We start from the raw sequence: 26,891 nt of genomic DNA, 5'->3' as shown, positions 1-26,891 counted from the left end.
GTACGAGGATCTGGCGCTCGTGCGAGACGGGTTGGAGGCTGTCGCCCGTCGCCTGCCGTCGTCGGCACGCGTGGAGATGCGCCGAGTGCTGAGCCGCCTGGACAGGGAGTTTCGACGCCGCACCCTCCCGATTCCTGCCTTTATGGAGCGTTGGTGATCAAGGCGTTCACAGCAGATGGGTACGGAGGAAGTCCAGCTCCAGAGGCAGCAGACGCTCGGCGGTGCCGTTCGCGGCCATGTGCGTGGCACCGGTCAACGGCAGCACGGCGTGCGGGCGGCCGGCGCTCAGCAGGGCTGCGGAGAGCCGCAGCGTGTGCGCCGCCACCACGTTGTCATCGGCCAGACCGTGCACCAGGAGCAACGGGCGGGCCTGGTCCGGGCCGGTGAGCGGTTCGGCGGCCATCTCGACCAGCGAATGGTGCGCGTAGACGTCCGTGCCGTCCTCCGGCAACCCCAGATAACGCTCGGTGTACGCGGTGTCGTACAGCGCCCAGTCGGTCACCGGGGCGCCCGCGATGCCGCACTTGAACAGCTCCGGGTGGCGCAGCACCGCCAACCCGGCCAGCCACCCGCCGAACGACCAGCCCCGCACCCCCACCCGATCCAGGTCCAGGTCGGGGTGCTTGCCGGCGAGTGCGGTCAGCGCGTCGATCTGGTCGGTCAGGATCACGTCGGCCACCCGACGGTGGATCGCCTTCTCGAACGACGGGGCCACTCCCGGCGTACCCCGGTTGTCGATGGTGACCACCGCGAACCCGGCGTCGGCCCACCACTGCCGCTCCAACCACGCGGCCCGCGCCGCCACGACCTCCTGGTGCCCCGGGCCGCCGTAGATGTCCAGCAGCACCGGCAGCCGCCGGCCCGTCACGTGGTTGTCCGGGTAGAGGACCGCCGCCGGCAGCCGCCGGTCGGTCACCCGTTCCAGCAACGGCAGCGGAGAGTACGGCGGAGTCGCGGCGAACGACCGCAGCTCGGCGATCTCCTGACCGCCGCGACGCACCGACCAGCGCACCCCGGCATGGTCCAGCGACGCGACACCGATCGCCAGCACGTCCCCGCCGACGGCGGCCGTGTACCAGCCCGAGTCGGTGGTGAGCCGACGCGCGTCCACCCCACCGCCGATGGTGGTGCGGACCCGGAACAGGTGCCGCTCGCTCGGCTCGCCGTCGCTCGCCTCCACCAGCAGGTCCGCGGGGCCGCTGGCCGCCGCCAGCCGACCCACCACGCGCCGTACGTACAGCGACGGCGGGGTGAGCAGGGTGCCGTCGGCGAACAGGCACCGTGCGTCGTACCCGTCGTGTGCCAACTCCCCGCCGACCAGCACCCGGCCGTCCGGGAGGTGCGCCGGGGTGCCGGCGATCGGCTCCACCCAGCGCGGGTCGGCCAGCTCGGCGTGCACCTGCGTCTCCCCGGTGCGCGGGTCCACCGCCAGCACCAGCCCGTGCTGCTGCGAGCGGCGCAGCACCGTGATCAACGGGCTGCCCTCGACCCAGCTGACAGCGGTCAGGTACGGGTAGGTCTCCCGGTCCCAGTGCACGTCGACCCAGCCGTCGTCCAGGTCCAGCAGGTGGAGGCTGACCTCGGCGTTCGGCCCACCAGCCCGGGGGTACGCGACGGCGGTCGGCGGACTGGCCGGCTGGGCCGGGTCGTGCAGGTGCCAGCGTTCCAGGCGGGACTCGTCGACCCGGGCGGCGAGCACCATGCGCCCGTCCGGCGCCCACCAGTAGCCCCGGTACCGGCCGAACTCCTCCGCCGCGATGTGCTCGGCCAGGCCCCAGCTCACCCCGGCGTCCTCACCGGCCAGCAGGGTGTCGGTGCCGTCGGCCTCGATCACCCGCAGCTCGCCCCGGCGGACACCCTCAGCCGCGTCGGTCACGTACGCCAGCCGTTGCCCGGTCGGGTCCGGACGGGGGTCGAGCACCGGGCCGACGGTGGCCACCTCCACCACGTCGCCGTGCACCAGATCGGCCCGGAACAACCGCCCCGCCAGCGCGAAGACCGCGACCCGACCGGGGGCGTCCAACGCGTACGAGCCGATGCCCGCGGCGCTCAGCCGCAGCCGCTCCCGCAGCGCGCGCTCACCGGGGGAGAGTGACCGGACGTCCCCGCCCTCACCGAGCAGCGTTGCCGGGTCGGCGACCAGGCGCTCCTCGGCGGTGGCCACGTCCAGCAGCCAGAGCGCGTCCGCCGGGTCCTCCGGCCCCGCGGAGCGCAGAAAGATCACTCGGGAGCCGTCGTCAGCCACGGAGACAGCGCGTGGCGCGCCGTGGCTGAACCGGCGTGTGCGGGCGGCCAGCTCCGGAAAGTCCACAGACCAAATCGTAGAGCCGGACCGGAGGTGATGTGGCCGACCTGGGCGGACGCGTCCGCGTCGGCCGGAGCAGAACGCCGGTTAGAGTGACCGTCGTGACGATGCTGCCCGACCGCCGCCTGCTGCTGGTCCACGCGCACCCCGACGACGAGTCGATCGGCACCGGCTCGACGATGGCCCACTACGCCGCGAACGGCGCGCACGTCACGCTGGTGACCTGCACCCTCGGCGAGGAGGGCGAGATCCACGTGCCCGCGCTGGCCCAGCTCGCCGCCGCCGAGGCCGACCAGCTCGGCGGCTACCGGATCGCCGAGCTGGCCGCCGCGTGCGCCACGCTCGGCGTCAGCGACCACCGCTTCCTCGGCGGCGCCGGCCGCTACCGCGACTCCGGGATGATGGGGCTCGCGACCAACGACCACCCCCGCGCCTTCTGGCAGGCAGACCTCGACGAGGCCGCCGGGCATCTCGTGGAGATCATGCGAGAGGTACGCCCGCAGGTGCTGGTCACGTACGACCCGAACGGCTTCTACGGCCACCCCGACCACATCCAGGCGCACCGGGTGGCGATGCGTGCCGTCGAGCTGGCCGCCGACGAGGGCTGCGCCCCGCTGAAGGTCTACTGGACGGCCATGCCGCTCAGCGTGCTGGAGGCCGGCATGGCCCACTTCGCCGAGTCCGCCGACAACCCGTTCGGTGGCATCGAGGACATCGCCGACCTGCCCTTCGGCACCCCGGACGCCCAGATCGCCGCCCGCATCGACGGCACCGACCAGCACCTGGTCAAGGAAACCGCGATGCGGGCGCACGCCACCCAGATCCCGGCCAACTCGTGGCTCTACTCGATCGCCGGCAACTTCGGCGGCGAGTTCATGGGCGTGGAGTTCTTCACCCTCGCCGTCGGCGAGAAGGGCCCGGGCGCCGGGCCGTACGGCTGGGAGGACGACCTCTTCGCCGGGCTGCCCGAGGAGACCGCCCCGGACCGGTCCCCGGTCGCGGCGGCTGGTCTCCGGTGACCCTGCCCGCCGCGTCGATGACGGTCGTGGACGACCAGGACACCCCGCCTCCGGCGGGGCCGCCGTCGCGACTGCTGGACCTGGGCCTGCGGCTGGTCGGCGCGATCGTCGTGGTGATCGCCGGAGTGGTGACCGGGGTGCTGGAGCTGCTGCTCGCCACGGTCCGCGTCGGTGGGCAGCTGATCGGCGTGTCGGCCGTTCTCGCGGTCGGCGCCAACATCGCGCTGAGCTGGTTCGCATACGAGGCGGTGGGCCGCAGGTGGGCTGTCGCACTGCCGGCGGTGCCGTGGTTCGCGCTGATGGCGGTGGCCGCCATCCGGACCACCGAAGGCGACCTCCTGCTGTCCGGCGACAACTGGGTCGGCCTGGCGATGATCGTCGCCGGTGCCATGACCTTCGCGGTGATGGGCTTCCGGCAGATCCTCGCCCCGCCACACACGCTCGGCGGCTGATGACGCCACCCAGGTAGGGGTGGTAAATATTCCTGCCAGAGATGCGGGCCCCGCGACGGGGCGTACGGCAGGAGGTCCTGCGATGGACAGACGGTGGCGTGACGTCGGGGTGCTCGTTGCAGCACTGTTCGCGGTCAACGTGGTCGCCCGACTGATCATCCGGTTCGGTTTCGAGGGTGACGACACCGCAGCCGACCGGGTGTCACTGGCGATGTTCGCGGTGATCGGGCTGATCCTGGCCGTGGTCGCCTTCCGCTGGGCTCGTCGTCGGCCACTGGCGGGCTGGGGAGCCGACATGGCCCTCGTCGTACTGGTCGCGATGCTGTTGACCGTGCTGGTCGGGCCCCTGCTGGTCGGTCACAACCCGTTCGCGGGCGGTGCGGCGACGTTCTTCGCCCAGATCTGGCTCTACCTGCTCGCTGCGGGCGCCGGGGTGCTGGTCGGTTACCTGCTGCTCACCGCACTCGGACGTGACTACCGCTCGCAACAGCTCAAGCGGTACGCCGAGGTCAAGGCCGCGAAGCCCCGCCGCGTCGTACGCCGCTGACCTGCCGCCACGCGCCGCCAGGCAGCCGGTCGACCAGTCAGGCGTACGGCCGGGCAGGTGTCCGCCTGCCGGGCCGGTCCGGTGTGCGCGCCTTGATCGACTCGGGTTCCGTGAAATCGCGGTGTCCGGGCCGTGATCGACTCGCGTTTCGTGAAGTCGCGGTGTCTCGGCCGTGATCGACTCGCGTTCCAGGAATCTGCGGTGTCTGAGGCGTAAGGATGCCGCGATTCCCTGAAAGCCGAGTGGATCAGCGAACGCCGAGTGGGTCGGCGCGTCTGTCGAGCCGCCAGGGGTGGTTGCGGTCAGTGCGGGGCGACCCGGGTCAGGTAGGTGTGGTGAGTGACGAAGCCGAGCCGCTGGTAGAGCGCGACCGCCGCGGTGTTGTGCTGCTCGACCTGGAGGAACGCGCGCGTCGCACCGGCGGACACGCCCCAGGCAGCCAGCTCGTCGATCACCTGGCGGGCCAGCCCCTGCCGGCGGGCCTCGGGTGACACCTCGATCAGGCTGAGGCCCAACCAGCGCCCCTGGCCGGTCACCGTGCCCCGGCCGACCGCCACCAGCGTGCCGTCGACGTATCCGTGGGCGAAGCGGACCTGGTCCACGGCGGTGAGCACGTGCCGGGCGGCGTCTGGCAGGCCGCCCTTGCGGCCCGCGGCGACGGCCAACCACCCCTCGCTCGGCGCGGTGGCCAGCTCAACGACCACACTTTCCCACCGGTCAGCCTGCCCACCAGCGGCGCCGGCCTGCCCAGCGTCACCGGCCTGCCCACCAGCCAGGCCAGGCTGCCCATCAGCGACACCGGCCTGCCCACCAGCGCCGGCCTGCCCGCCAGCCAGGTCGACGCGCCCGGCAGCGGGCGGGGTGTCGACGGACGACGGCGCAGGCAGGGGGAGTGGCGCGGTCTGCACCAGTGTCGGCGGGCGGGCGGTCCAGCCACGGGCGTCCAGCTCGGTGCCGACCGGCGCGGCGAGTGGGAGCGGCGTGTTGATCATCGCGGGTTGGCCCTGCTCGGCGTACCAGCGCTCGACCTCGTCCACGGCGGCGGCCAACGGGCGGTCCGGGTCGCCGATCGGCAGCGCGGAGTTGGCTCGTCCGGTCCAGCCGTCCGCCGAGCGGAGCAGCCAGTCACCGATGCGGCCCCGCGTTGGTGCCGGCCAGGCCTCGTCGGCGGCGCGTTCCAGCGCCACCACTGCTGCCGCGGTCGGCCGACGGGTCGGCGGCACCCGCTTGGCGCGGTGGACCTGTGTCACCGGGACTCGCAGCGGGCCGTGCGCCGTGGCCAGCGTGAGATGAGTCTCGCTCAGCTCCACCAGCTCGCCGAGAGCATCGGAGAATAGCGGCCGACCTTCGCGAATCCCCACAATCCGGCGAACCACGATCCGGTGTCCCACATCCTGCTGTCGGAGCACGATCGACCCCCTCCCCGGCGAGATACTAGGCTCTTACCGTCGCGGGAGATCGCGACGTGTCTTGCGGAGGAGAAGACCGGTGACCTACATCATCGCCGAGCCGTGCGTGGATGTGCTCGACAAGGCATGCATCGAGGAGTGCCCGGTCGACTGCATTTACGAGGGCAATCGGATGCTCTACATCCACCCCGACGAGTGCGTCGACTGTGGTGCCTGTGAGCCCGTCTGCCCCGTGGAGGCGATCTTCTACGAGGACGACGTCCCGGAGCAGTGGAAGGACTACACAGGCGCCAACTACGAGTTCTTCGAGGAGCTGGGCTCGCCCGGTGGCGCCTCGAAGATCGGCAAGGTGGAGAAGGACGCCACCTTCGTCGCCGCGCAGCCGCCGCGCGGCGAGGGCCACTGAACCGGCCCGCGCCGGTCTCGTCGCGGCTGCCCGAGTTCACCTGGGACACCCTGGACGCCGCGGCCACCCTGGCCGCGGCGCATCCGGATGGCCTGATCAACCTCTCCATGGGCACGCCGGTCGACCCGGTGCCGGAGGTGATCCGCCGGGCGTTGGCTGACGCGTCCGATGCTCCCGGTTACCCGCTGACCGCCGGCACGCCGGCGCTGCGGGGCGCGATCGCGGCGTGGGTGTCCCGGGCCTGTGGTGCCGGCGTCGACCGTCTCGGTGTGCTGCCGACCATCGGCTCGAAGGAGCTGGTCGCCTGGCTGCCCACCCTGCTCGGCATCGGCCCGGGTGACGTGGTGGTGGTGCCGTCGATCGCGTACCCCACCTACGAGGACGGGGCCCGGCTGGCCGGTGCCACCGTCGTTCGTACCGACTCGCTCACCTCGGTCGGGCCGACCTCGCGGGTCCGGTTGGTCTGGGTCAACTCGCCCGGCAACCCGACCGGCCGGGTGCTGCCCGCGGCGCACCTCAAGAAGGTGGTCGACTGGGCGCGGGAACGCGGCGCGGTGGTCGCCAGCGATGAGTGCTACCTGCCGCTGGGCTGGTCGGCCGAGCCGGTCTCGGTGCTGTCCCCGCAGGTCAGCGGCGGCAGTTACGCCGGGGTGCTCGCTGTGCACTCCCTCTCCAAGCGTTCCAACCTGGCCGGCTACCGGGCCGGCTTCGTCGCCGGTGACCCGGCGCTCGTCGCCGAGCTGCTGAAGGTCCGCAAGCACGCTGGCATGATCGTGCCCGCGCCCGTGCAGGCGGCCATGGTCGCCGCACTGGAGGACGAGCGACACGCCGCGGAGCAGCGGGAGCGCTACCGCGCCCGGCGAGAGGTGCTCAGGGCCGCGTTCACCGGTGCCGGGTTCACCGTCGAGCACTCCGAGGCGGGTCTCTACCTCTGGCTCACCCGAGGTGAGGACTGCTGGGACACGGTCGACTGGCTGGCTCGGCGGGGCATCCTGGTCGCCGCCGGCATTTTCTACGGCCCCACTGCCGGGCAGCACGTCCGGGTTGCGCTGACCGAGTCCGACGAGCACGTCGCGGCGGTCGCCGGCCGGCTGCGGGCCTGACCCCGGGCGGCCGGCGATGACCGACGGCACGACCGGGCGGTACGCCGGGGTACGGGCGGCTGTGATCGGTACGGGCCTGATCGGCGGCTCGGCGCTGCTGCGCCTGGCCGAGGCCGGCCTGGACGTCGTCGGATGGGATCCCGACCCGGCGACCCGGGAGCGGGCCCAGCACCGGGGAGTGGTCGCCCCGGCCACGATCGAGCAGGCCGTTGCCGGGCGGGACGTGGTGTTCCTCTGCGGCCCGCTGCCCACTCTTGCGGGCACCCTGGCCCTGGTGGCCGAGCTGACCGCGCCCGGCTGTGTGCTCACCGACGTCGGCAGCACCAAGGTCGAGGTGGCCGAGGCGGCCGACCGACTCGGGCTCACCGACCGGTTCGTCCCCGGGCACCCGATGGCCGGTTCGGAGTCCGCCGGTCTCACCGCCGCCTCGCCGACCCTGCTGGCGGGTGCCGCCTGGGTGCTCTGCCCGGCGCCGGGCACCGCGACCGACGCCTTCCGCTGGCTGAGCGGGCTCCTGGTGGAGCTGTTCGCAGCCCGGGTCGTGCCGATGTCCGCGACGGCACACGACTCGGCGGCCGCGCTCGCCTCGCACGTGCCGCACCTGCTGGCCGGTGCACTGGCCGGGGCGACGCAGCGGGCGCCGCTGCGCGACGCGGTGCTGACGCTGGCGGCGGGCAGTTTCTCCGACGGCACACGGGTCGCCGGCACACCGGCGGAGCGGACCGCGAACATGCTGCTCGGCAACCGCGACCGGGTCCTGCACGAGTTGGACGAGGTCCGCGCCTTCCTGGACGGGCTGGCCGCCGCCCTTCGGGCCGGCGACGCGCCAGCGCTCATCGCCCGGTACGCGGAGGCGAGAGCGGCCCGATCGGCGCTGTCGGGTCGGCGGTTGGCCGGTCAGACCCGGGAGTTCGCTGTCGACGGCGACCACGACGTCGAGGTGACCTGGTTGCGCGGGTTGGGTGACGTCGGTGGGCACCTGACCGGGTGTCAGGTCGGCTCCGGGACGGTTTCCTACACCGCGTGGCTCCCCGTGGCTGACTAGGCTGACAGGCATGGCGATGGACGGCCCGGTGGTGCAGGTGCGCGGCGAGGTGACCCGGGAGGTGCCGCCCGAGCTGGCCCGGTTCGCGGTCACGGTGACGGCCCGTGGTCGGGATCGGGAGGCGACGTTGACTCAGCTCGCCGAGCGGGCCGCCGCCGTCCGGGTGCTGTTGGACGGTTCCGAGCCGGCGGTGGCCCGCCGGGAGACCGGCGACCTGTGGGTCCGGCCGCAGACCAAGCGCTCGGGCGAGCGTGTGGTGGGATGGCTCGGCAGCGTCACCACGACGGTCACGGTCACCGACTTCACCGCCCTCGGTGAGCTGATGCTCCGGCTGGCCGACCAGGACCAGGTCTCGGTGAGCGGTCCGTGGTGGGAGCTTCGTCCGGACAGCCCCGTGCACCGCGAGGCGCGACACGCCGCGATCCGCGACGCACTGCTGCGGGCCCGGGAGTACGCGGAGGCGCTCGGCGCCCGGGTCACCGCTCTGATCGAGCTGGCCGACACCGGCCCGGCCGACCGGCCGATGTTCGCCCGGGCGGCGTTCGCCGGGGGTGGCGGCGCGGGTGGTGGCCCGCCGGAGCTTGAGCTGGACCCGCAGCCGCAGACCGTGCAGGCGGCGGTGCAGGCGCGGTTCACCATCAGCGATCCGGTTCTCGACTGATGCCGCCGGCCGAGGTGCTGTCCGTCGACGAGCTGGTGGGACGGGCGTTGGTGCTGGCCGAGGCTGGCCCACGGCAGCTGCTCGGCATTGCCGGGGCACCGGGTGCCGGGAAGTCCACGCTGGCCGAGTTGATCGTGCGCGAGGTCGGGCCGACCGCCTGCCTGGTGCCGATGGACGGCTTCCACCTGGCGCAGTCGCAGTTGGTCCGGCTGGGCCGCGCCGACCGTAAGGGCGCGGTGGACACCTTCGACGCCAATGGGTACGTCTCGATGCTGCGCCGGTTACGCCGTCTGGAGCCGACCTCGGTCTATGCGCCGGAGTTCCGGCGTGAGCTGGAGGAGCCGGTGGCCGGGGCGATCGAGGTGCTGCCGTCGGTGCGGCTGGTGGTGACCGAGGGCAACTACCTGCTGCTGCGGGACTACCCGTGGCAGGAGATCCGGCCGCTGCTGCACGAGGCGTGGTTCCTGGACCTGGACGCCGAGCTGCGCCAGCGCCGGTTGACGGCCCGGCACGAGGCGTACGGTCGGTCACCGGAGCAGGCGCGGGCCTGGGCGTTGGGCAGCGACGAGTCGAACGCGGCTCTCATCACCCCCACCGCCGACCGTGCCGATCTCGTGGTCCGCCTGTCGGAGCCCCCGGCGGCCTGACCGGTCGGCGCGGCCGGGGCGTCCGGGCCGGACTCGGCTTGACCGGCCCGTCGAGGGCCACCGCAGTCAGTCCAGTTCGCGGACCGGCCGGGCCGGGTTGCCGACCGCGACCACGTTGGCCGGTAGGTCCCGGGTGACCACCGCGCCCGCGCCGACGACGGTGTTCGCGCCGATCGTCACGCCGGCCAGCACGATCGCGCCACCGCCGAGCCAGACGTTGTCGCCGATGGTGATCGGCTTGGCGGCCTCCCACTTGTCCCGTCGCGGACCGGGCTCGACCGGATGCGTCGGGGTGAGCAGTTGGACGTTCGGTCCGATCTGGACGTCGGCACCGAGGGTGATCGGTGCGACGTCGAGGAAGACGCACTGGTAGTTGACGAAGCTGCGGGGCCCGATCCGGATCTGCCAGCCGTAGTCGCAGTAGAACGGCGGGCGGATCCAGGTGTCCTCGCCCAGTTCGCCGAGGAGTTCACGCAGTGCCGCGATCCGGGCCTGTGGGTCGGCCGCGGGACTGGTGTTGAAGCGCTCCATCAGTCGGGCGGCGCGGTCCAGGTCGGCGATGATCTCGGGATCGTCGGCGATGTATGGCTCGCCGGCGAGCATCTTGTCCTTCATGGAGGTCACCGCCCGATCATGCCGGCCCGGTTCGTCGGCTCGTGGCGGGTCCGTCATTTTTAGGACTTCATTCTGCATACCCAGTATGCAATTCTGGGTTGTCAATGTGACTCTCATCCATCAAGACGCTTGACGAGGAGGATCCGTTGCACCAGGGAAGAAGATTGGCCGCCCTCGGCCTCGTGTTCACGCTTGCGCTCTCCGCGCCGGCTCCCGTCTCAGCCGCAGCCGCCGTGCCCGCCCCACCGGGTGGTACCGACCAACAGTCCACTCCGGGTGGACCCACCGCCAACCGCTCGGTCACCGTCACGCTGATCACCGGCGACCGGGTCACCGTCACCGCCTCAGGCGCCTCGGTTCGGCGCGGTGCCGGCCGCGAGGACGTGCAGTTCCTGGTTCAGCGCGAGCGCGGTCGACTCACTGTGACACCGACGGACGCGCTGCCGTTGCTGCGCTCGGGCCGGGTGGACCGGCGACTCTTCGACGTCACCGGCCTGGTCGAGGCGGGTTACGACGACGCCCACCGCAAGACCCTGCCGCTGCTGGTGGCGTACGGCTCGACGGGCGCCGCCCGGCGTGCCACGGCCGCTCTGCCCGGCACGAGGGTGACCCGCGACCTGCCGGTGATTGGCGGCGCCGCCCTGAGCAGCGACAAGTCCTCCCTCGACGCCGTCTGGGAGACGGTCGCCACCGGTCCCGCTGGGGCCCGGCTCGACGCGGCGGGGGGCGTCGAGCGGATCTGGCTGGACGGCCATCGACGGGTGACCCTCGACCACAGCGTGCCGCAGATCGGCGCGCCCGCGGCCTGGGCGGCCGGTTTCACCGGGGCAGGAGTGTCCGTCGCGGTGCTGGACACCGGCGTCGACGCGACCCACCCGGACCTGGCCGGCAAGGTGGCCGAGGCGCGCAACTTCACCGAGGTCGCCGACGCTCGGGACACGGTCGGCCACGGCACGCACGTGGCCTCGACCATCGCGGGCACCGGCGCGGCCTCCGGCGGCAAGTACCGGGGTGTGGCGCCGGACGCGACGCTGCTGGACGGCAAGGTCTGTGAGGACGCCGGCTGCACCGACTCGGCGATCCTCGCCGGCATGCAGTGGGCCGCGGTGGAGAAGAAGGCCGCCGTGGTCAACATGAGCCTCAGCGGCTGGGACACCCCGGAGCTCGACCCGGTCGAGGAGGCCGTGCAGACTCTGACCGCGCAGACCGGCACGCTGTTCGTCCTCGCCGCCGGCAACGACGGCTCGGACGGCTCGGTCGGCTCCCCGGCCAGCGCCGACGCCGGGCTCGCCGTGGGCGCGGTGGACCGCGACGACGAACTGGCCGACTTCTCCAGCCGGGGACCGCGAGTCGGCGACGACGCGCTGAAGCCGGACATCACCGCGCCCGGCGTCGACATCGTCGCCGCACGGTCCGCCAACGGCGTCATCGGCGAGCCGGTGGGGGACCGCTACGTCACGCTCTCCGGCACCTCGATGGCCACCCCGCACGTGGCCGGGTCGGCCGCGCTGTTGGCCCAGCAGCACCCGGGATGGCGGGCCGACCGGCTCAAGGCCACTCTGATGGCCGCCGCCAAGCCACACCCGGACCAGACCGCCTACCAGCAGGGAGCCGGGCGGGTCGACGTCGCACACGCGATCACCCAGCAGCTCACTTCCGACCCGGTGAGCGTCTCGTTCGGTCGTACCCTCTGGCCGCACGGCGACGATGCCCCGATCACCCGTACGGTGACCTGGCGCAACGACGGTCCGGCCCCGGTCACCGTGGACCTCAGCATCGAGGGCTCCGGCCCCGGCGGCCGGGCGCTGCCGGCCGGCCTGTTCGTCCTGGGCGCCAGCCAACTCACAGTGCCGGCGGGCGGCACGGCCGCCACGACCGTCACCACGGACACCCGGCTCGGCGACGCCGACGGTTACTGGACCGCGCGGATCGTGGCCCGGGCCGGTGCGGCGGTCGCTGTCACTCCGCTGGCGGTGAACCGGGAGGTGGAGAGCTACACGCTCACCGTGGAACACCTGAACCGCGCTGGCGCGCGCACCGCTGACCACTGGACCGCGCTGGTCGGGATGGACACCTTTGGCACCTGGGACCTCCTCAGTTCCGACGGGGTGGCCACCGTGCGGGTGCCCAAGGGGCAATACGGCCTGACCGGCCTCGTCTTCGAGCCCGGGCCAGAAGATGAGCAGCGCGGGATGTCGCTGTTGGCGCAGCCCGAACTGACTGTCGATCAGGACACCCGGATCGTCGTGGACGCTCGCCGTGCCAAGCCGGTGCGGACGACCGTTCCGGACCGGAGCGCCGTTCCGCAACTGATCGACCTCAGCGCCAATTTCACCGCCGACGACGGCAGTGGGTACGGCGTCGGGCTCTGGGCGGAGACGTTCACCGGCCTGACCAGCGGTCAGATCGGCAAGCCGGTCCCCGCCGACAAGTTCGTCGCCACCGTCAGCAGCCAGTGGACCCCGGCGGAAACGGCCAACAGCCCGTACCTGTACGCGCTGGCCGAAGCGGTCCCCGGCAAGATGCCCACGGGGTTCGTCCGCGACTACACCCGACGGGACCTGGCCACCGTCGTGCACCGGTTCCGTGGTGGCGACCCGGGCATCGAGGCCGAGCGGATCGTGTTCCCCGTGCTGGAGTACAACGTCGGCGGCTCCGCCCTGATCCTCCCCACCGCCGTGCCGGGCCAGCGGGTCGAGTACTACAACACCAAGGGTGTGCAGTGGGAGTCCGAGATCGACTTCGGAAAGCGGGACGAGGAAGGCTGGTTGAACGCGCAGGCGGCGCTCTTCTCCGTCCCCACCGCCTACCGGGCCGGGCGGACGGTGCAGGAGATCTGGAACCAGGCGCCGTACTCGCCGTCCTTCCCGAAACCGCGCTGGCCGGAACAGAGCGTCAGCCGGGTCGGCGACACCATCCTGGTCGGCGTGCCGATGTTCAGCGACGCGGCCGGGCACCCGGGCGCCTCGCTGACCGACAGCGAGCACACCACGCTGTGGCGCAACGGCAAGCTGGTCGGTGAGACCGAGTACGCCGGCTACGGAGAGTTCGCCGTGCCGCCGGGTAGGGCCGACTACCGCCTCGTCACGTCGGCGAAGCGGAGCTTCACCGACCTGAGTACCGAGGTGGAGTCCAGCTGGACCTTCCGGTCGAGGCACGTCGCCGGTGAGACGCCGGCCCGACTGCCCCTGTCGGCGGTGCGCTTCGCGCCGCAGCTGCGGGTCGACAACAGCGCTCCGGCCGGTCAGGGCTTCGTCGTACCGGTACGGGTGCAGCGCCAGCCCGGCGCACCGGCCAGCCGGGTGGAGAAGCTCACCGTCGACGTCTCGTACGACGGTGGGAAGACCTGGGGCAAGGCGAAGCTGGTCCGCACCTCGGCCGACGGCTGGTCGGCAGTGTTGCGGCATCCGGCCGGTGCCGGCCACGTGTCGCTGCGGGCCACCGCACGGGACACCGCCGGCAACACGGTGACCCAACGGATCATCCAGGCGTACCGGTTGCGCTGAGGCGTACCCCGTTCGGGTCCGCGGCCGAGCGCCGCGGACCCGGCGGGTCCGTCAGTCGTTGGCGTGCAGGGCGGCGTTCAGCTCGATGCCCCGGCCGGTGCGCGGCCGGGCCTCCAATGCGCCGGTGACCGAGTTGCGCCAGAACAGCAGGCCGTCGACGCCGGACAGCTCCCGGGCCTTGACCACCCGGCCGTCCGGCAGAGTGATCTTCGACGCGGCGGTGATGTAGCAGCCCGCCTCGACCACGCAGTCGTCGCCGAGGGAGATGCCGACACCGGCGTTCGCGCCGATCAGGCTGCGCTCGCCGATGCTCACCTTCTCGGTGCCACCACCGGAGAGCGTGCCCATGATCGAGGCGCCGCCGCCGACGTCGGAACCGTCGCCGACCAGCACGCCCTGCACGATGCGCCCCTCCACCATCGAGGTGCCCACGGTGCCTGCGTTGAAGTTGACGAAGCCCTCGTGCATCACCGTGGTGCCGGCGGCCAGGTGCGCGCCGAGACGGACCCGGTCGGCGTCGGCGATCCGCACACCGGAGGGCACCACGTAGTCCGTCATCCGGGGGAACTTGTCCACCCCGTACACGGACAGGTGCCGGCCGGCCGCGCGCTCGATCACCCGCAGCTCGTCCACCCGCTCCGGCGGGCACGGCCCGGCGGACGTCCAGGCCACGTTGGCCAGCTTGCCGAAGATGCCGTCGAGGTTGAGCTGGTTGGGTCGCACCAGGCGGTGCGAGAGCAGGTGCAACCGGAGGTACGCGTCGGAGGCGTCCTTGATCGGGTCGTCCAGCGAGCCGATCACGGTGACCACCTGGACGGTACGCAGACCAGGCAGCGACCGGTCACCGAGCGCGGCCGGCGGCAGGTCGAGCACGTCCGCCTTGTCCTCGCCGGAGACCAGCGGCAGCTCACCCAGGCCCAGCTTGCCGGTCGGGTACCAGGTGTCGAGCACCTGCTCGTCGGCGGTGACCGTGGCCAGGCCGATGCCCCAGGCGGAATCTGCGGACGTCACTGTTACACCTCTCGGTCACGGCCGAGCTGACCTCGGCTCGCTCCTCGCGCTGACAGACCTGAAGGTACCGTGCGATTCATGGAGAACCCGCTGACCCCCGAGGTCCTCGCCGATCCGGTGCAGCTGACCCGCGCTCTGGTCGACATAGAGTCCGTGTCCCTCAACGAGAAGGCGATCGCCGACTGTGTCGAAGAGGTGCTGCGGGGCGTACCGCACCTGACCACCCACCGACACGGCAACACGGTGATGGCGCGCACCGACCTCGGTCGGTCGCAGCGTGTCGTGTTGGCCGGGCACCTCGACACGGTGCCCCTGAACAACAACTTCCCGTCGACCATGCGTGGCGACCTGATGTACGGCTGCGGCACCTCCGACATGAAGTCCGGCACCGCGTACGCGCTGCACCTGGCGGTGACGCTGCCCAACCCGCGCTACGACGTGACGTACTTCTTCTACGAGGCCGAGGAGATCGAGTCGCGGTACAACGGGCTCAACCTCGTCGCCCAGGCGTTCCCGCAGTGGCTGGAGGCGGACTTCGCGGTGCTGCTGGAGCCGACGTACGGCATCGTCGAGGCGGGCTGTCAGGGCACCATGCGCTCGGTGGTCACCACGACCGGGGTACGCGCCCACTCGGCGCGCTCCTGGCACGGGGTGAACGCCATCCACGCCGCCGGTGAGGTGCTGCGGCGGCTCCAGACGTACGAGGCGCGCCGGGTCACCATCGACGGCTGCGACTACCGCGAGGGCATGAACGCGGTGCGCATCAACGGTGGGGTCGCCGGCAACGTGGTCCCCGACCACTGTGAGGTCGAGGTCAACTACCGGTTCGCCCCGGACCGCAGCCCGGCCGAGGCGGAGGCGCACCTGCGGGAGGTGTTCGCCGGCTTCGAGGTGGTGGTGACCGACACCGCGCCAGGCGCTGCCCCCGGGCTGGAGGCGGCCCCGGCGAAGGAGTTCCTGGCGGCGGTCGGTGCCGCGCCGATCGGCAAGCTGGGCTGGACGGACGTGGCCCGGTTCGCGGCCATGGGCATCCCCGCGCTGAACTTCGGCCCCGGCGACCCGAACCTCGCCCACCACCCCGACGAGCACGTCGAGATCAGCAAGATCCGCGACGGCGCGGCAACCCTGCACCGCTGGCTGGCACCAGCCTGACCCGGGCCGCCCCCTCTCGCGCCTGCTGGCGCTCTGCCGGTGATCAAGAGGTTTGCGTCAGCCTGGCCCGTTGTCGGCGACGCAAACCTCTTGATCAGCTCCGGGTGGTGCGGGGGTTGTGGGGGAGACGTTGGTTGGGTCCTGTTCACGGATGCGGCGACGCTCAGCCACCACGTCTCGGATCCGTCGCTGCATCTGACGACGGATCCGGATCATCTCGTTGTTGCTGATCACGCTGTCTCCTCCCCCGAAGGCGCGCGCCCGGGCATACCCGGTATGTGAATAGTAAGACGTACGGGGGAGCCGAATAGTTGCCCATGATCCCGAACTATTTCTCGGCGTCCCCGCCCCGCACACCCGGCCGGTGTCGCTCCACTACGGTTGCCCCATGAGCCAGAACAACGGGCGGGAGGCCGGTCGCGGTCCGGGACAGGAGCGGCACCGGGGCGCTGTCACACTGCGCAGAGGGTCGATTCCGAGCAGCACCGCCGACCAGCGGTTGCTGGATTCACGTGGGCGGGGCGACTGGAAGACCAAGGACGCCTGGCGTGCGCTGCGCATCCTCTCCGAGTTCGTCGAAGGCTTCGACACCCTCGCCGACCTGCCACCGGCGGTCAGTGTGTTCGGCTCCGCCCGCAGCGGACCGGACAGCGCGGAGTGCCAGCTGGCCGAGCAGTTGGGCGGCGCGCTGGCTCGGGCCGGCTACGCGGTGATCACCGGGGGTGGGCCGGGGGTGATGGAGGCCGCCAACCGCGGTGCCAGCGAGGCCGGTGGGCTCTCCGTCGGCCTCGGCATCGAGCTTCCGTTCGAGCAGGGCATCAACGAGTGGGTCGACCTCGCCATCGATTTCCGCTACTTCTTCGCCCGCAAGACGATGTTCGTCAAGTACGCGCAGGCGTTCGTCGTGCTGCCCGGTGGCTTCGGCACCATGGACGAGCTGTTCGAGTCGCTCACGCTGGTGCAGACCGGCAAGGTGACCCGGTTCCCGGTCGTGCTGATGGGGGTCGCGTACTGGCAGGGGCTGCTCGACTGGATGCGCGACACGATGGCCGCCGACGGCAAGATCGGCCCGGTCGACCTGGAACTGATCTGTCTCACCGACGACGTCAACGCCGCGGTCCGGCACATCGTCGAGGCGGAGGCCGCGCTCTCCGTCGAGCAGGAAGCGGTCCGTGACGAGGCCGTCGCCCGCACCGGCGCCGACCAGCAGGCCGCCGCCGAGCAGGCCGCCGACCAGCCACGGGACAACTGATGGCGGCGATCTGCGTCTTCTGCGCCTCGTCCCGCACCCTCGACCAGCGCTGGTTGGACCTGGCCGCCGAGACCGGCGCGGAGCTGGCCCGGCGCGGGCACACGCTGGTCAGTGGTGGCGGCTGCGTCGGCATGATGGGCGCGCTGGCCGACGGTGCCCGATCCGCCGGGGGGCGCACCGTCGGGGTGATCCCACAGTCGCTGGTCGATCTGGAGGTCGCCGACCTGGCCTCGGACGAGCTGCTGGTGACCGACTCGATGGACAGCCGCAAGACCCTGATGATCGAGAAGTCGGACGCGTTCCTCACCCTGCCCGGCGGGCTGGGCACCCTGGACGAGCTGTTCGAGGTCTGGACCACCGCGACCCTCGCCCTGCACGCCAAGCCGATGGTGCTGATCGACACCGACGGGTTCTACCGCCCCCTGCTGGACTGGCTCGACGCCCTGGCCGACCAGAACTTCCTCAAACCCGCCGGCCGCAACCTCCTGACAGTGGCCACCACCGTCCCCGAAGCCCTGAACGCCCTAGAGTCCCGCCTAACCTGACCCCTGCCCTGCCCCCTGCCCCGGGCGTCCTCGCCCTGTTGATCATGAAGTTAGCGTCACCGCCGTCGGCGTGTCGCGCCGCTAACTTCATGATCGACGGAGGTGGATGGGGTGGGGTTGGGTGGGAGGGTGGGGGTTGGGTGGGTTGGGGTGGGTGTCGTACGGGTCTGATGGGATGAGCTGATGCAGGCGTACCGGTTGGTGCGGCGGTCCGGAGGGCCGGCGCGGGGGGACGGGGCAGCGCCTTCCGGCGCTTCCGTGCCCGCCGACAGCGCGCCCAGGGGCGGTGTCGGCGAGTCGGGTGGGCCTGAACGCAGGGGTGGGCCTGAGCGCGGGGCGCGGCCTGAGTCGGTCGCCGGGTCCGCAGGCGTGGCCGGGTCTGAGCTGGCGGCCGGGCGTGAGCTGGCCGGCGGCGGCGGTTGGCGGGTCGATCCGGTGCAGGCCGAGGTGGTCGGGCACACCGACGGGCCGATGCTCGTGCTCGGCGGCCCGGGCACCGGCAAGACCAGCACGCTCGTCGAGGCGGTCGCCGCCCGGGTGGCCGAGGGGGTCGACCCCGAACACATCCTGGTGCTGACCTTCGGCCGCCGAGGCGCGACCGCGCTACGCCAGCGCATCGAGGCCCGGATCGCCCAGGATGGCCACCGGGTGCTGCGCGAGCCGCTGGTGCGCACCTTCCCGGCGTACGCCTTCGGGTTGCTCCGCCGAGCCGCCGCAGAACGGGGTGAGCCCTCACCCCGGCTGCTCACCGGCCCCGAGCAGGATATGATCATCCGCGAGCTGCTGAACGTGGTGGGTGAGGAGCCCGAGGACGACCCGGTCGGTTGGCCGACCGACCTGCGTCCCGCCCTGCGCACCCGGGCCTTCGCCGGTCAGCTGCGCGACCTGCTCATGCGTGCCGCCGAGCGGGGCGTGGGCCCTGTCGACCTGGCCCGGCTGGGCGAGAAGCTCGGCCGCGAGGACTGGCCGGCCGCCGCCCGCTTCCTCCGGGAGTACGTGGCAGTGCTCGCGCTGCGGGACGTCAGCAACCGGGGCTCCATCGCGTACGACCCGGCCGAGCTGGTCCGGGCGGCCACCGGGCTGCTGCGCGACGACGAGGAGCTGCTGGCCGCCGAGCGTCGCCGCCTCACCCACGTCTACCTCGACGAGCTGGCGGACACCGACCCCGCCCAGGTGGAGCTGCTCTCGGTCATCGCGGGCGGAGGCAAGTCACTTGTCGCGTTCGCCGACCCGGATTCCTCCACGTACGCCTTCCGGGGCGCCGACCCGGCCGGGGTGGCCACCTTCCCGCACCGCTTCCGGACCGCCTCCGGGGCGCCGGCCGCACAGGTGCTGCTGACCACGTCGTACCGGGCCGGGCCGGGTCTGCTCGCGGCGATCGCCCGGCTGGGTCGCCGGCTGCGCGGCCCGGCGGCGCACCGCCGCCTGCACCCGCTGCCGGACGCGCCGCCCGGGGTGGTCGAGGTGCACACGTTCCGCTCGGCGACCAGCGAGGCGGCCTGGCTGGCCCACGCGCTGCGCTCGGCCCACCTGCTCGACGGCGTGCCGTGGTCGCGGATGGCGGTGCTGGTGCGGTCCACCGCGCTGCAGTTGCCCACCCTGCGGCGGGCACTGCACGCTGCCGGCGTACCCACCGTGGTGCACGGCGAGGACCTGCCCCTGCACCTGCAACCGGCGGTCGCGCCACTGCTGCTCCTGCTGCGCTGCGCGCTCGAACCGGCCCGTCTGGACGAGGAGGCGGCGGTCGCGCTGCTGCACTCGCCGCTGGGCGGAGCCGACCCGCTGGCCGAGCGGCGGCTGCGGCAGGGCCTGCGCGCGCTCGCGCTGGCCGGCGGTGACCGACGCCCCTCCGGGGAGCTGATCGTCGAGGCGTTGCGCGATCCGACGGAGCTGGCCGACATCGACCGGCGCTGGGCGGAGCCGGCGCAGGCGGTGGCCGGGCTGCTGGCCACCGCACGGGATGCCGCCGCCCAACCAGGGGCGACCGCCGAGGACGTGCTCTGGGCGGTCTGGGACGCCAGTGGTCTCGCCGAGCGTTGGGCGGGCGCGATCATCCAGGGGCGGCCGGCGGCCGGCGAGGGAGACCTGGCCCGGCGGCGGCGGGCCGAGGCGGCCGACCGTGACCTGGACGCGGTGCTGGTGCTCTTCGACGCGGCGGCACGGTTCACCGACCGACTGCCCGGTGCCCGCACCGAGGTCTTCCTCGACCACGTGCTCGCCCAGGACCTGCCGGCCGACACCATCGCCCCGACCGCCGACCGGGGCGCGGCGGTGCGCCTGCTCACCGCGCACGCCGCGAAGGGCCTGGAATGGGACCTGGTCGCGGTGGCCGGCGTGCAGGAGGGCATCTGGCCGGACCTGCGACTGCGCGGCAGCCTGCTCGGCTCCGAGCGCCTCGTCGACGTGTTGGCGGGTCGATCGGCCGGCGGCGCAGCCGTGGCGAACGTGGTGGGTCAGACCTCGGCGTTGCTGGACGAGGAACGCCGGCTCTTCCATGTGGCCATCAGCCGGGCCCGGCACCGACTGCTGGTCAGTGCCGTGGCATCGGCCGCAGTCGGCGGTGACGACCACGAGGAACAGCCGAGCCGGTTCCTGCACGAGCTGGGCCCGACCGCACCACCCACCCCGCCACCCGGTCCACCCACCCCACCCACCCCGCCACCCGGTCCACCCACCCCACCCACCCCGCCACCCGGGCCGCGCACCGGCCCGCCGCCCGCCGACCCCGGTGGCGCGACGGGAGAGGACGGGGACGGCGAGCCGGACCGCCCCGGGGCGCTGCCGGTCACCCGTCCACCCCGGGCGCTCACCCTGCCGGCGCTGGTCGCCGAGCTGCGTACCGCCATCACCGACCCGGCTGCCCCGGCGGCCCGGCGGCGCGCCGCGGCGGTCGAGCTGGCGCGGCTCGCCGCCGCCGGTGTCCCCGGCGCGCACCCCGACGACTGGTGGGGGTTGCGCGGCCTTTCCGACGACCGGCCGCTGGTCGACGAGGGCAAGCCGGTGCGGGTCACCCCGTCGGCGATGGAGAGCGCCCTGCGGTGCAGCCTGCGGTGGCTGCTGGAACGGCACGGTGGCAGCGGCCCGACCAGCACCGCGCAGGGGGTGGGCAACCTGGTCCACGCCGCCGCGATGCTCGCCGAGGACGCCAGCGCCGACCGGGGCGCGCTGCTCGACTACGTGGCCGCGCGGTTCGACGCGATCGAGCTGGCGGCCCGGTGGATGGCCGGGCCGGAGCGTGAACGCGCCGAGGCGATGGTCGACAAGCTGCTGCGCTGGCTGGCCACCAACCCGCGTCGGCTGCTCGCGATCGAGCACGAGTTCGCCGTCCGCCTGGACGACCCGAACCGGCCGGTCGACCTGACCGGTCGGGTGGACCGGCTGGAGGTCGACGAGGCCGGGCGGCTCGTGGTGATCGACCTGAAGACCGGCAAGTCGACAGCTGTCACCGGCGCCGAGCTTGCCGAGCATCCGCAGCTCGGCGCCTACCAGGCGGCGGTGGAGGCGGGGGCGTTCGCCGAGTTCGGCGACGAGTCGGGAGGTGCTGCGCTGGTGCAGCTCGGCACCTCCGCCAAGGACGCCCGGGAGCAGAATCAGCCGGCGCCCGGTGAAGGGCCGGCGGCCGGCTGGGCGACCGCGCTGGTCCGGCGGACCGCCGATACGATGGCAGCCGCCACGTTCGCCGCGGTGGCCAACTCGAAGTGCCGGGTCTGCCCGGTGCGGACCAGCTGCCCGGTCTCCGGGCAGGGGCGCCAGGTGGTCGAGCCGCCGACCGTCCGACGTCCGGAGACCCCATGACCCAGCCCACCCTGTTCGGCGCGGGCCCCGCGCCGACGCCCCGGCTGGCGGACTCCGGCCCCCGCTACACGCCCGTCGAGCTGGCCAAGCTGCTGCGGTTGCCGGCGCCCACCCGGGAGCAGGCCGCGATCATCGCCGCCCCGGTGGAGCCGTTGCTGGTGGTCGCGGGCGCCGGGTCCGGCAAGACCGAGACGATGGCCGCGCGGGTGGTCTGGTTGGTGGCCAACTCGTACGTGCGCCCCGAGCAGATCCTCGGGCTGACCTTCACCCGGAAGGCGGCCGGCGAGCTGGCCCACCGGGTACGGACCCGGCTCGACCAGCTCATCCGCCGCGTCGGCCGACAGGGTCGGGACCCGCTGGACGACCCGCTCGCCGGTGAACCCACCGTCTCCACGTACCACTCCTACGCGGGGCGGATCGTCACCGAGCACGGGCTGCGGGCCGGTTACGAGCCGTCCACCCGGCTGCTCACCGAGGCCTCCCGCTGGCAGTTGGTCGACCTGCTGGTGCGCAACTACGACGGTGACATGTCCGAGGTGGACCGGATGCCGAGCACCATCACCGACGCGGTGCTGGCACTCGCCGGTGAGCTGGACGAGCACCTGGTCGCGCCGGACCAGCTGGCGGCCTGGACCGGCCGGTTCTTCGCCGAGGTGCAGTCCCGGCCGGGCCGGGTGTACGCCGACGTGCGCAAGGCGCTCACCCTCCAGCAGACCCGGCTGCGCCTGCTGCCGCTGGTGCGGGCGTACGCCCGACGCAAGGAGGACTTCGAGGCGATGGACTTCGCCGACCAGCTCGCCCGGGCGGCCCGGGTGGCCCGGGACCACCCGGGGGTCGGTCAGATCGAGCGGGACCGTTTCCGGGTGGTGCTGCTCGACGAGTACCAGGACACCAGCCACGCCCAGGTGGTGCTGCTCAACGCGTTGTTCGGTGGCGGGCACCCGGTGACGGCGGTGGGGGACCCGTGCCAGTCCATCTACGGCTGGCGGGGGGCCAGCGCGGGCACACTGGACCGGTTCCCCACCGAGTTCGCCCGCGCCGACGGTCAGCCCGCCCGGGCGCTCGGGCTCACCACGAGCTGGCGCAACCGCCCCGAGATCCTCCGGGTGGCGAACGCGCTGTCCAGACCACTGCGTGCGGCGGGTGCCCAGGTGCCGGAGCTGCGCTCCGCGCTGACCGTCCGGGACCCGATCCCACACCGCAGCCCCGGTGGCGCGGCCGGCGGCACTGTGCACTGCGCGATGCTGTCCACGTACGCCGACGAGGCCGACTGGATCGCCGACAGCGTGCTCGCGGCCTGGCGTGGGGCGGCCCGGATGCCGGGCGCGGCACCCGAGCACATCCCGGTGGCGCAACGCCCGACGACGGCAGTGCTGGTGCGCGTCCGCAGCCAGATTCCGGCGATCGAGTCTGCACTGCGGGAGCGCGGTCTCCCGGTCGAGGTGGTCGGGCTGGGTGGCCTGCTGGACACCCCCGAGGTACGCGACGTGGTCTGCACGCTGCGGGTGCTGGCCGACCCGACCGACGGTGCCGCGCTGCTGCGGTTGCTCACCGGCGCCCGTTGGCGGATCGGGCCGCGTGACCTGGTGGCGTTGCACAAGCGGGCCCGGGCCATCGCCAACGCCCGGCGACAGGTTGCCGCCGACGACACCTCGGAGATCAGCCCCGACCTGCTGGACGAGGCGACCCTGGTGGAGGCGCTGGCCGATCTCGGCCCGGCGCAGGCGTACTCGGCGGAGGGCTTCGCGCGGCTGCGCGCGTACGGGCTGGAGTTGGCGCTGCTGCGCTACCGGCTGGACCAGGCCCTGCCGGACCTGATCGCGGACATCGAGCGGACCATCGGCCTGGACGTGGAGGTCGCGGTCCGGGCCGGCCGGGACGGCGCCGGCGACGCGGGCCTGGCCCGGGGTCACCTGGACGCCCTGGGGGATGTGGCGGCCCGCTTCAGCGGGGAGACCCCGGGGGCGACGCTCTCCGGCTTCCTGTCCTACCTGGCCGCAGCCGAGGACGAGGAGCGCGGTCTGGCGCCGGGCGAGGTCGAGGTGGTGGAGGGCGCGGTGCAGGTGGTCACCGCGCACGCCGCCAAGGGCCTGGAGTGGGACGTGGTGGCCGTGGCCGGGCTGAGCCGTGGGCTGTGGCCGGGTCCGGTCCGCAACTCCGACCACTGGTTGGGTGGGCTCGGGGTGCTGCCGTTCCCGCTGCGCGGCGACGCCGACGGGTTGCCCGAGCTGGCGCTCGACGAGGCGGCCGACCAGCGGGCGGTAGCCCGGGCGGCGACCGACTTCACCGACGCCTGGCGGGCCCATGACGAGCGGGAGGAACGCCGGCTGACGTACGTGGCGGTCACCCGGCCGCGCCGGCTGCTGCTCTGCTCGGGCTACTGGTGGGGGGAGGGCACGAAGCGGCCACGAGGTCCGTCGGTCTTCCTGCGTGAGGTGTACGACGCCTGCCTCGACGGCGGGCCGGGGCACCTGATCGACGCGTGGGTGCCGGAGCCGACCCCGGATGCGACGAACCCGACGGCCGAGGTGGTGCTCCGCGCGGAGTGGCCGGCCGACCCGTTGGGTGGTCGCCGGCCGGCACTGGCCGAGGCGGCCGGGTTGGTGCGCCGCCTGATGACCGACGGCCCGGCGTCGGTGGTCGCCGGGCCGGTCGGCTCGGTGGTGGACGGGCCGCTGGTGACCGTCGAGCCGGAGGTGGACCCGGAGGTGGCGCGCTGGCAGCGCGAGGCGGATCTGCTGCTGGCCGAACGGGCCGAGCTGACCAGGCTCTCCGGTGCGGTCGAGGTGGCCCTGCCCGGGCAGTTGAGCGTCACCCAGCTGGTGGCGTTGCGGCGTGACCCGGCCGGGCTGGCCCGTACGCTGCGCCGTCCGGTGCCGACCGAGCCCAATCCGTACGCCCGTCGCGGCACCGCGTTCCATGCCTGGTTGGAGCAGCGCTTCGGCGCCGACCGCCTGCTGGACCTGGACGAGTTGCCCGGTGCGGCCGACGCGGATGCCGCGCCCGACGAGGCGCTGGTCGAGTTGCAGGAGCGGTTCCTGGCCAGCGAGTGGGCCGACCGGTCACCGGTGGAGGTGGAGGTGCCGTTCGCCACGGTGATCGCCGGCGTGGTGGTGCGGGGGCGGATGGACGCTGTCTTCGCCCGGCCGGGTGGGCGGTTCGACGTGGTCGACTGGAAGACCGGCGCGCAGCCGACCGGGCCGGCGGCTGACGTGGCCGCCGTGCAGTTGGCCGTGTACCGGTTGGCCTGGGCGGAGCTGGCTGGTGTGCCGGTTGACCGGGTGGGCGCGGCCTTCCACTACGTCCGGCACGGCGTGACGGTTCGGCCCGCCGATCTGCTGGATGTGACGGGGCTCACGGCCATGATCGCCCAGTTGCCCGAAGATTCCGCCCAAGCTTGACCGCTGGTGGGAAAACCATGATACGTTGGCCGGGTTGCAGTTTTGGTTACCAGAGACTCTGTGTGCGCCTGGCGGGATTGTGGCCCCAGGCGCTCTTTGTTGTGTCCGGAGTTCTCCGGGCGGGGCGACCAGAAGCGACAGGCGATTCGCGCATCCCCGCGCGGAGCGCTCCTCTTCGGGCACGCAACAAGTGCGAGTCCGACGTTCCGTCAAGGAGACGAAACACATGGCTATTGGCACCGTGAAGTGGTTCAACGCTGACAAGGGCTTCGGCTTCATCACCCCCGACGGCGGCGGCGCTGACGTCTTCGCCCACTTCTCGGCGATCCAGTCCTCCGGCTACCGGAGCCTGGACGAGAACCAGCGGGTCGAGTTCGAGGTGACCCAGGGCCAGAAGGGCCCGCAGGCGGAGAACATCCGCCCGCTCTGATCTTCGGATCGGTCAGCATTACCTGTCGCGCCCTCCGGGTGTGACGGTGACGGGACCGGCCCGCCCCGCCGTCGCCTGCCTCCGCAGGTGACGGCCCGGTGGCGGGCCGGCCCGTACTCCAATCGGTTCGTGCTTGTGAGTCCTGGCTGCCTTTTTGCCGCCGGTGACAGCGCCGACTTCGGCGCCCTCCCTCGACACGTGCCGCGTCGAGGAAGGCTCCCGCATGACCACAGTTATTCCTTCTTTCGCTCATACCGGGCTGGCACCGGCGCTGCTCACCGCGTTGACCGCGCAGGGCATCAACGAGCCGTTCCCGATCCAGTCGGCGACGCTGCCCGACTCGCTCGCCGGCCGCGACGTGCTGGGCCGAGGTCGTACCGGCTCCGGCAAGACCCTCGCCTTCGGGCTTGCGCTGCTGTCCCGCACCGCCGGCCGTAAGGCCCGGCCGGGTCGCCCGCTCGCCCTGGTGCTGGTGCCGACCCGTGAGCTGGCCCAGCAGGTCACCACCGCGCTCGCCCCGTACGCCCGCGCTGTCGGGCTGCGCTGCACCACCGTCGTCGGCGGGCTGTCGTTGCAGCGGCAGGCCGACGCTCTGCGCGCCGGCGCCGAGGTGGTTGTCGCCACCCCCGGCCGGCTGCACGACCTGATCAACCGCGGCGACGCCCGGCTCGACCAGGTCGAGATCACCGTGCTGGACGAGGCCGACCAGATGGCCGACATGGGCTTCCTGCCGCAGGTCACCAAGCTGCTTGAGCAGGTCGCGCCGCAGGGCCAGCGGATGCTCTTCTCCGCCACTCTGGACGGTGGTGTGGACCGGCTGGTCCGCCGCTTCCTGAGCAACCCGGTCACCCACTCGGTCGACCCGGGCACCGCCACCGTGACGGCGATGACCCACCACGTGCTGCACGTCGACGCCCTGGACAAGCCCGACGCGTTGACCCGGATCGCCGCCCGTGAGGGCCGCACCATCCTGTTCATGGGCACCAAGCACCGCGCCGACCGCCTTGCCCGTCAGTTGCTGTCCAAGGGCGTACGCGCGGCCGCACTGCACGGCGGAAAGTCCCAGCCGCAGCGCACCCGGATCCTGGAGCAGTTCCGCAACGGCCAGGTGACCGCTCTGGTCGCCACCGACGTCGCGGCTCGGGGCATTCACGTGGACGGTCTGGACATGGTCGTCAACGTGGACCCGCCGACCGAGGCGAAGGACTACCTGCACCGGGGCGGCCGTACCGCCCGGGCCGGCGAGTCCGGCTCTGTGGTCACCCTGGTCCTGCCCGAGCAGCGTCGGGACATGTCCCGACTGATGGCCACCGCCGGCATCCGGCCCGAGTCGGTCCAGGTGCGCTCCGATGGCGAGGCGTTGGCCCGGGTCACCGGTGCGCGTGAGCCGTCCGGGGTGCCGGTGACCATCGTCGCGCCGCCGGCTCCCGCCGCTCGTGGGGGACGCGGTGTCGGTGGCACTGCCACCGATGGCGGCGCCCGCCCGACACACCGGGCGTCGGGTCGGTCCCGCCGTCCGCGCCGCCCCCGTACCGTCTGATCTTCCGCGCCTCGACCGCCCGACCCGCCCCGCTTCGGCGAGGCGGGTCG

General features: G+C 72.8%; 21 protein-coding genes. 16 read left to right on the top strand and 5 right to left on the bottom strand.

Annotation, left to right across the window (positions count from 1 at the left end; translation table 11 throughout):
- Positions 1–166: 166 nt before the first annotated feature.
- Positions 167–2,311: a prolyl oligopeptidase family serine peptidase gene (locus tag CLT68_RS01950; RefSeq protein WP_099848453.1), complete on the bottom strand. Its 2,145-nt coding sequence runs from the start codon at positions 2,309–2,311 to the stop codon at positions 167–169.
- An 86-nt stretch (positions 2,312–2,397) separates the two neighbouring features.
- Between CLT68_RS01950 and mshB the strand changes: the two genes are divergently transcribed.
- The 3 genes from mshB (at position 2,398) to CLT68_RS01935 (ending at position 4,323) form a co-directional block, all read left to right on the top strand.
- Positions 2,398–3,324 (top strand): N-acetyl-1-D-myo-inositol-2-amino-2-deoxy-alpha-D-glucopyranoside deacetylase, encoded by a 927-nt coding sequence (gene mshB, locus CLT68_RS01945; RefSeq protein ID WP_099848451.1) that lies wholly within the window; start codon positions 2,398–2,400, stop codon positions 3,322–3,324.
- Positions 3,325–3,341: 17 nt separating this feature from the next.
- On the top strand, positions 3,342–3,776 hold the full coding sequence (locus tag CLT68_RS01940; protein WP_099856697.1) for a hypothetical protein: 435 nt from the start codon (positions 3,342–3,344) through the stop codon (positions 3,774–3,776).
- A gap of 82 nt (positions 3,777–3,858) precedes the next feature.
- Positions 3,859–4,323, top strand: coding sequence for a hypothetical protein (locus tag CLT68_RS01935; protein WP_099848448.1), 465 nt, complete (start codon positions 3,859–3,861; stop codon positions 4,321–4,323).
- 302 nt (positions 4,324–4,625) lie between these two features.
- Here CLT68_RS01935 and CLT68_RS01930 read toward each other — a convergent pair whose 3' ends face one another.
- Complete coding sequence (locus tag CLT68_RS01930; protein ID WP_099848446.1) at positions 4,626–5,732, bottom strand: GNAT family N-acetyltransferase; 1,107 nt, start codon at positions 5,730–5,732, stop codon at positions 4,626–4,628.
- Between the two features lie 79 nt (positions 5,733–5,811).
- Here CLT68_RS01930 and fdxA point away from each other — a divergent pair, with 79 nt between their 5' ends.
- From fdxA to CLT68_RS01905, 5 genes are read left to right on the top strand one after another with little or no spacing between them, the layout of a single operon-like run.
- A complete protein-coding gene (gene fdxA, locus CLT68_RS01925; RefSeq protein ID WP_091422126.1) occupies positions 5,812–6,138 on the top strand; it encodes a ferredoxin in 327 nt (108 codons plus the stop codon).
- The gene (gene dapC / locus CLT68_RS01920; RefSeq protein ID WP_486482409.1) at positions 6,135–7,241 is read left to right on the top strand and encodes a pyridoxal phosphate-dependent aminotransferase; all 1,107 of its coding nucleotides are present in this window, start codon (positions 6,135–6,137) and stop codon (positions 7,239–7,241) included. Before fdxA ends, dapC begins: the two co-directional genes overlap by 4 nt.
- 16 nt (positions 7,242–7,257) lie before the next feature.
- The gene (locus CLT68_RS01915; protein ID WP_099848442.1) at positions 7,258–8,286 is read left to right on the top strand and encodes a prephenate dehydrogenase/arogenate dehydrogenase family protein; all 1,029 of its coding nucleotides are present in this window, start codon (positions 7,258–7,260) and stop codon (positions 8,284–8,286) included.
- Positions 8,287–8,296: 10 nt separating this feature from the next.
- Positions 8,297–8,947, top strand: a complete 651-nt coding sequence (locus tag CLT68_RS01910) for an SIMPL domain-containing protein (protein ID WP_088950072.1) — start codon at positions 8,297–8,299, stop codon at positions 8,945–8,947.
- Entirely contained in the window at positions 8,947–9,594 is a 648-nt protein-coding gene (locus CLT68_RS01905; protein WP_099848440.1) for a nucleoside/nucleotide kinase family protein, read from the top strand. The genes CLT68_RS01910 and CLT68_RS01905 overlap by 1 nt, the downstream gene beginning before the upstream one ends.
- 66 nt (positions 9,595–9,660) lie before the next feature.
- On the opposite strand, the gene CLT68_RS01900 is transcribed toward CLT68_RS01905, so the two are convergent.
- Entirely contained in the window at positions 9,661–10,218 is a 558-nt protein-coding gene (locus CLT68_RS01900) for a sugar O-acetyltransferase (RefSeq protein ID WP_099856695.1), read from the bottom strand.
- 137 nt (positions 10,219–10,355) lie between these two features.
- On the opposite strand from CLT68_RS01900, the gene CLT68_RS01895 reads away from it, so the two are divergent.
- Positions 10,356–13,715 (top strand): S8 family serine peptidase, encoded by a 3,360-nt coding sequence (locus CLT68_RS01895; RefSeq protein ID WP_486482054.1) that lies wholly within the window; start codon positions 10,356–10,358, stop codon positions 13,713–13,715.
- A 51-nt stretch (positions 13,716–13,766) separates the two neighbouring features.
- Here the strand turns inward: CLT68_RS01895 and dapD are convergent, their stop codons facing one another.
- Positions 13,767–14,726 carry a 2,3,4,5-tetrahydropyridine-2,6-dicarboxylate N-succinyltransferase gene (gene dapD, locus CLT68_RS01890; RefSeq protein ID WP_088950070.1) on the bottom strand — a complete coding sequence of 320 codons (960 nt, stop codon included), beginning with the start codon at positions 14,724–14,726 and terminating at the stop codon, positions 13,767–13,769.
- Positions 14,727–14,804: 78 nt separating this feature from the next.
- On the opposite strand from dapD, the gene dapE reads away from it, so the two are divergent.
- Positions 14,805–15,878 (top strand): succinyl-diaminopimelate desuccinylase, encoded by a 1,074-nt coding sequence (gene dapE, locus CLT68_RS01885; RefSeq protein ID WP_099848438.1) that lies wholly within the window; start codon positions 14,805–14,807, stop codon positions 15,876–15,878.
- Between the two features lie 57 nt (positions 15,879–15,935).
- On the opposite strand, the gene CLT68_RS32770 is transcribed toward dapE, so the two are convergent.
- Positions 15,936–16,112 carry a hypothetical protein gene (locus CLT68_RS32770; protein WP_158240853.1) on the bottom strand — a complete coding sequence of 59 codons (177 nt, stop codon included), beginning with the start codon at positions 16,110–16,112 and terminating at the stop codon, positions 15,936–15,938.
- A gap of 154 nt (positions 16,113–16,266) precedes the next feature.
- Here CLT68_RS32770 and CLT68_RS01880 point away from each other — a divergent pair, with 154 nt between their 5' ends.
- The 6 genes from CLT68_RS01880 (at position 16,267) to CLT68_RS01855 (ending at position 26,841) form a co-directional block, all read left to right on the top strand.
- Positions 16,267–17,130, top strand: coding sequence for an LOG family protein (locus CLT68_RS01880; protein ID WP_099848436.1), 864 nt, complete (start codon positions 16,267–16,269; stop codon positions 17,128–17,130).
- Positions 17,130–17,675, top strand: a complete 546-nt coding sequence (locus tag CLT68_RS01875) for a TIGR00730 family Rossman fold protein (RefSeq protein WP_099848434.1) — start codon at positions 17,130–17,132, stop codon at positions 17,673–17,675. Before CLT68_RS01880 ends, CLT68_RS01875 begins: the two co-directional genes overlap by 1 nt.
- Before the next feature lie 183 nt (positions 17,676–17,858).
- A complete protein-coding gene (locus CLT68_RS01870; RefSeq protein WP_099848432.1) occupies positions 17,859–21,470 on the top strand; it encodes an ATP-dependent DNA helicase in 3,612 nt (1,203 codons plus the stop codon).
- A complete protein-coding gene (locus CLT68_RS01865; RefSeq protein WP_099856691.1) occupies positions 21,467–24,871 on the top strand; it encodes an ATP-dependent DNA helicase in 3,405 nt (1,134 codons plus the stop codon). The genes CLT68_RS01870 and CLT68_RS01865 overlap by 4 nt, the downstream gene beginning before the upstream one ends.
- A 226-nt stretch (positions 24,872–25,097) precedes the next feature.
- Positions 25,098–25,301: a transcription antiterminator/RNA stability regulator CspE gene (gene cspE, locus CLT68_RS01860; RefSeq protein WP_007464836.1), complete on the top strand. Its 204-nt coding sequence runs from the start codon at positions 25,098–25,100 to the stop codon at positions 25,299–25,301.
- Positions 25,302–25,524: 223 nt separating this feature from the next.
- Positions 25,525–26,841: a DEAD/DEAH box helicase gene (locus tag CLT68_RS01855; RefSeq protein ID WP_088950065.1), complete on the top strand. Its 1,317-nt coding sequence runs from the start codon at positions 25,525–25,527 to the stop codon at positions 26,839–26,841.
- Positions 26,842–26,891: the final 50 nt, after the last annotated feature.

The organism is Micromonospora sp. CNZ299 (assembly GCF_002754415.1).
The sequence above is the reverse complement of the archived record's forward strand: the minus strand, read 5'-3'. Positions and strand labels throughout refer to the sequence as shown.

What these genes read in the sequence shown, in the direction of transcription:
- CLT68_RS01940 (WP_099856697.1), top strand. Translation starts at nt 3,342, where the DNA reads ATGACGGTCGTGGACGACCAGGACACCCCGCCTCCGGCGGGGCCGCCG.
- CLT68_RS01935 (WP_099848448.1), top strand. Translation starts at nt 3,859, where the DNA reads ATGGACAGACGGTGGCGTGACGTCGGGGTGCTCGTTGCAGCACTGTTC.
- CLT68_RS01915 (WP_099848442.1), top strand. Translation starts at nt 7,258, where the DNA reads ATGACCGACGGCACGACCGGGCGGTACGCCGGGGTACGGGCGGCTGTG.
- CLT68_RS01910 (WP_088950072.1), top strand. Translation starts at nt 8,297, where the DNA reads ATGGCGATGGACGGCCCGGTGGTGCAGGTGCGCGGCGAGGTGACCCGG.
- CLT68_RS01905 (WP_099848440.1), top strand. Translation starts at nt 8,947, where the DNA reads ATGCCGCCGGCCGAGGTGCTGTCCGTCGACGAGCTGGTGGGACGGGCG.
- dapE (WP_099848438.1), top strand. Translation starts at nt 14,805, where the DNA reads ATGGAGAACCCGCTGACCCCCGAGGTCCTCGCCGATCCGGTGCAGCTG.
- CLT68_RS01880 (WP_099848436.1), top strand. Translation starts at nt 16,267, where the DNA reads ATGAGCCAGAACAACGGGCGGGAGGCCGGTCGCGGTCCGGGACAGGAG.
- CLT68_RS01875 (WP_099848434.1), top strand. Translation starts at nt 17,130, where the DNA reads ATGGCGGCGATCTGCGTCTTCTGCGCCTCGTCCCGCACCCTCGACCAG.
- CLT68_RS01870 (WP_099848432.1), top strand. Translation starts at nt 17,859, where the DNA reads ATGCAGGCGTACCGGTTGGTGCGGCGGTCCGGAGGGCCGGCGCGGGGG.
- CLT68_RS01865 (WP_099856691.1), top strand. Translation starts at nt 21,467, where the DNA reads ATGACCCAGCCCACCCTGTTCGGCGCGGGCCCCGCGCCGACGCCCCGG.
- cspE (WP_007464836.1), top strand. Translation starts at nt 25,098, where the DNA reads ATGGCTATTGGCACCGTGAAGTGGTTCAACGCTGACAAGGGCTTCGGC.
- CLT68_RS01855 (WP_088950065.1), top strand. Translation starts at nt 25,525, where the DNA reads ATGACCACAGTTATTCCTTCTTTCGCTCATACCGGGCTGGCACCGGCG.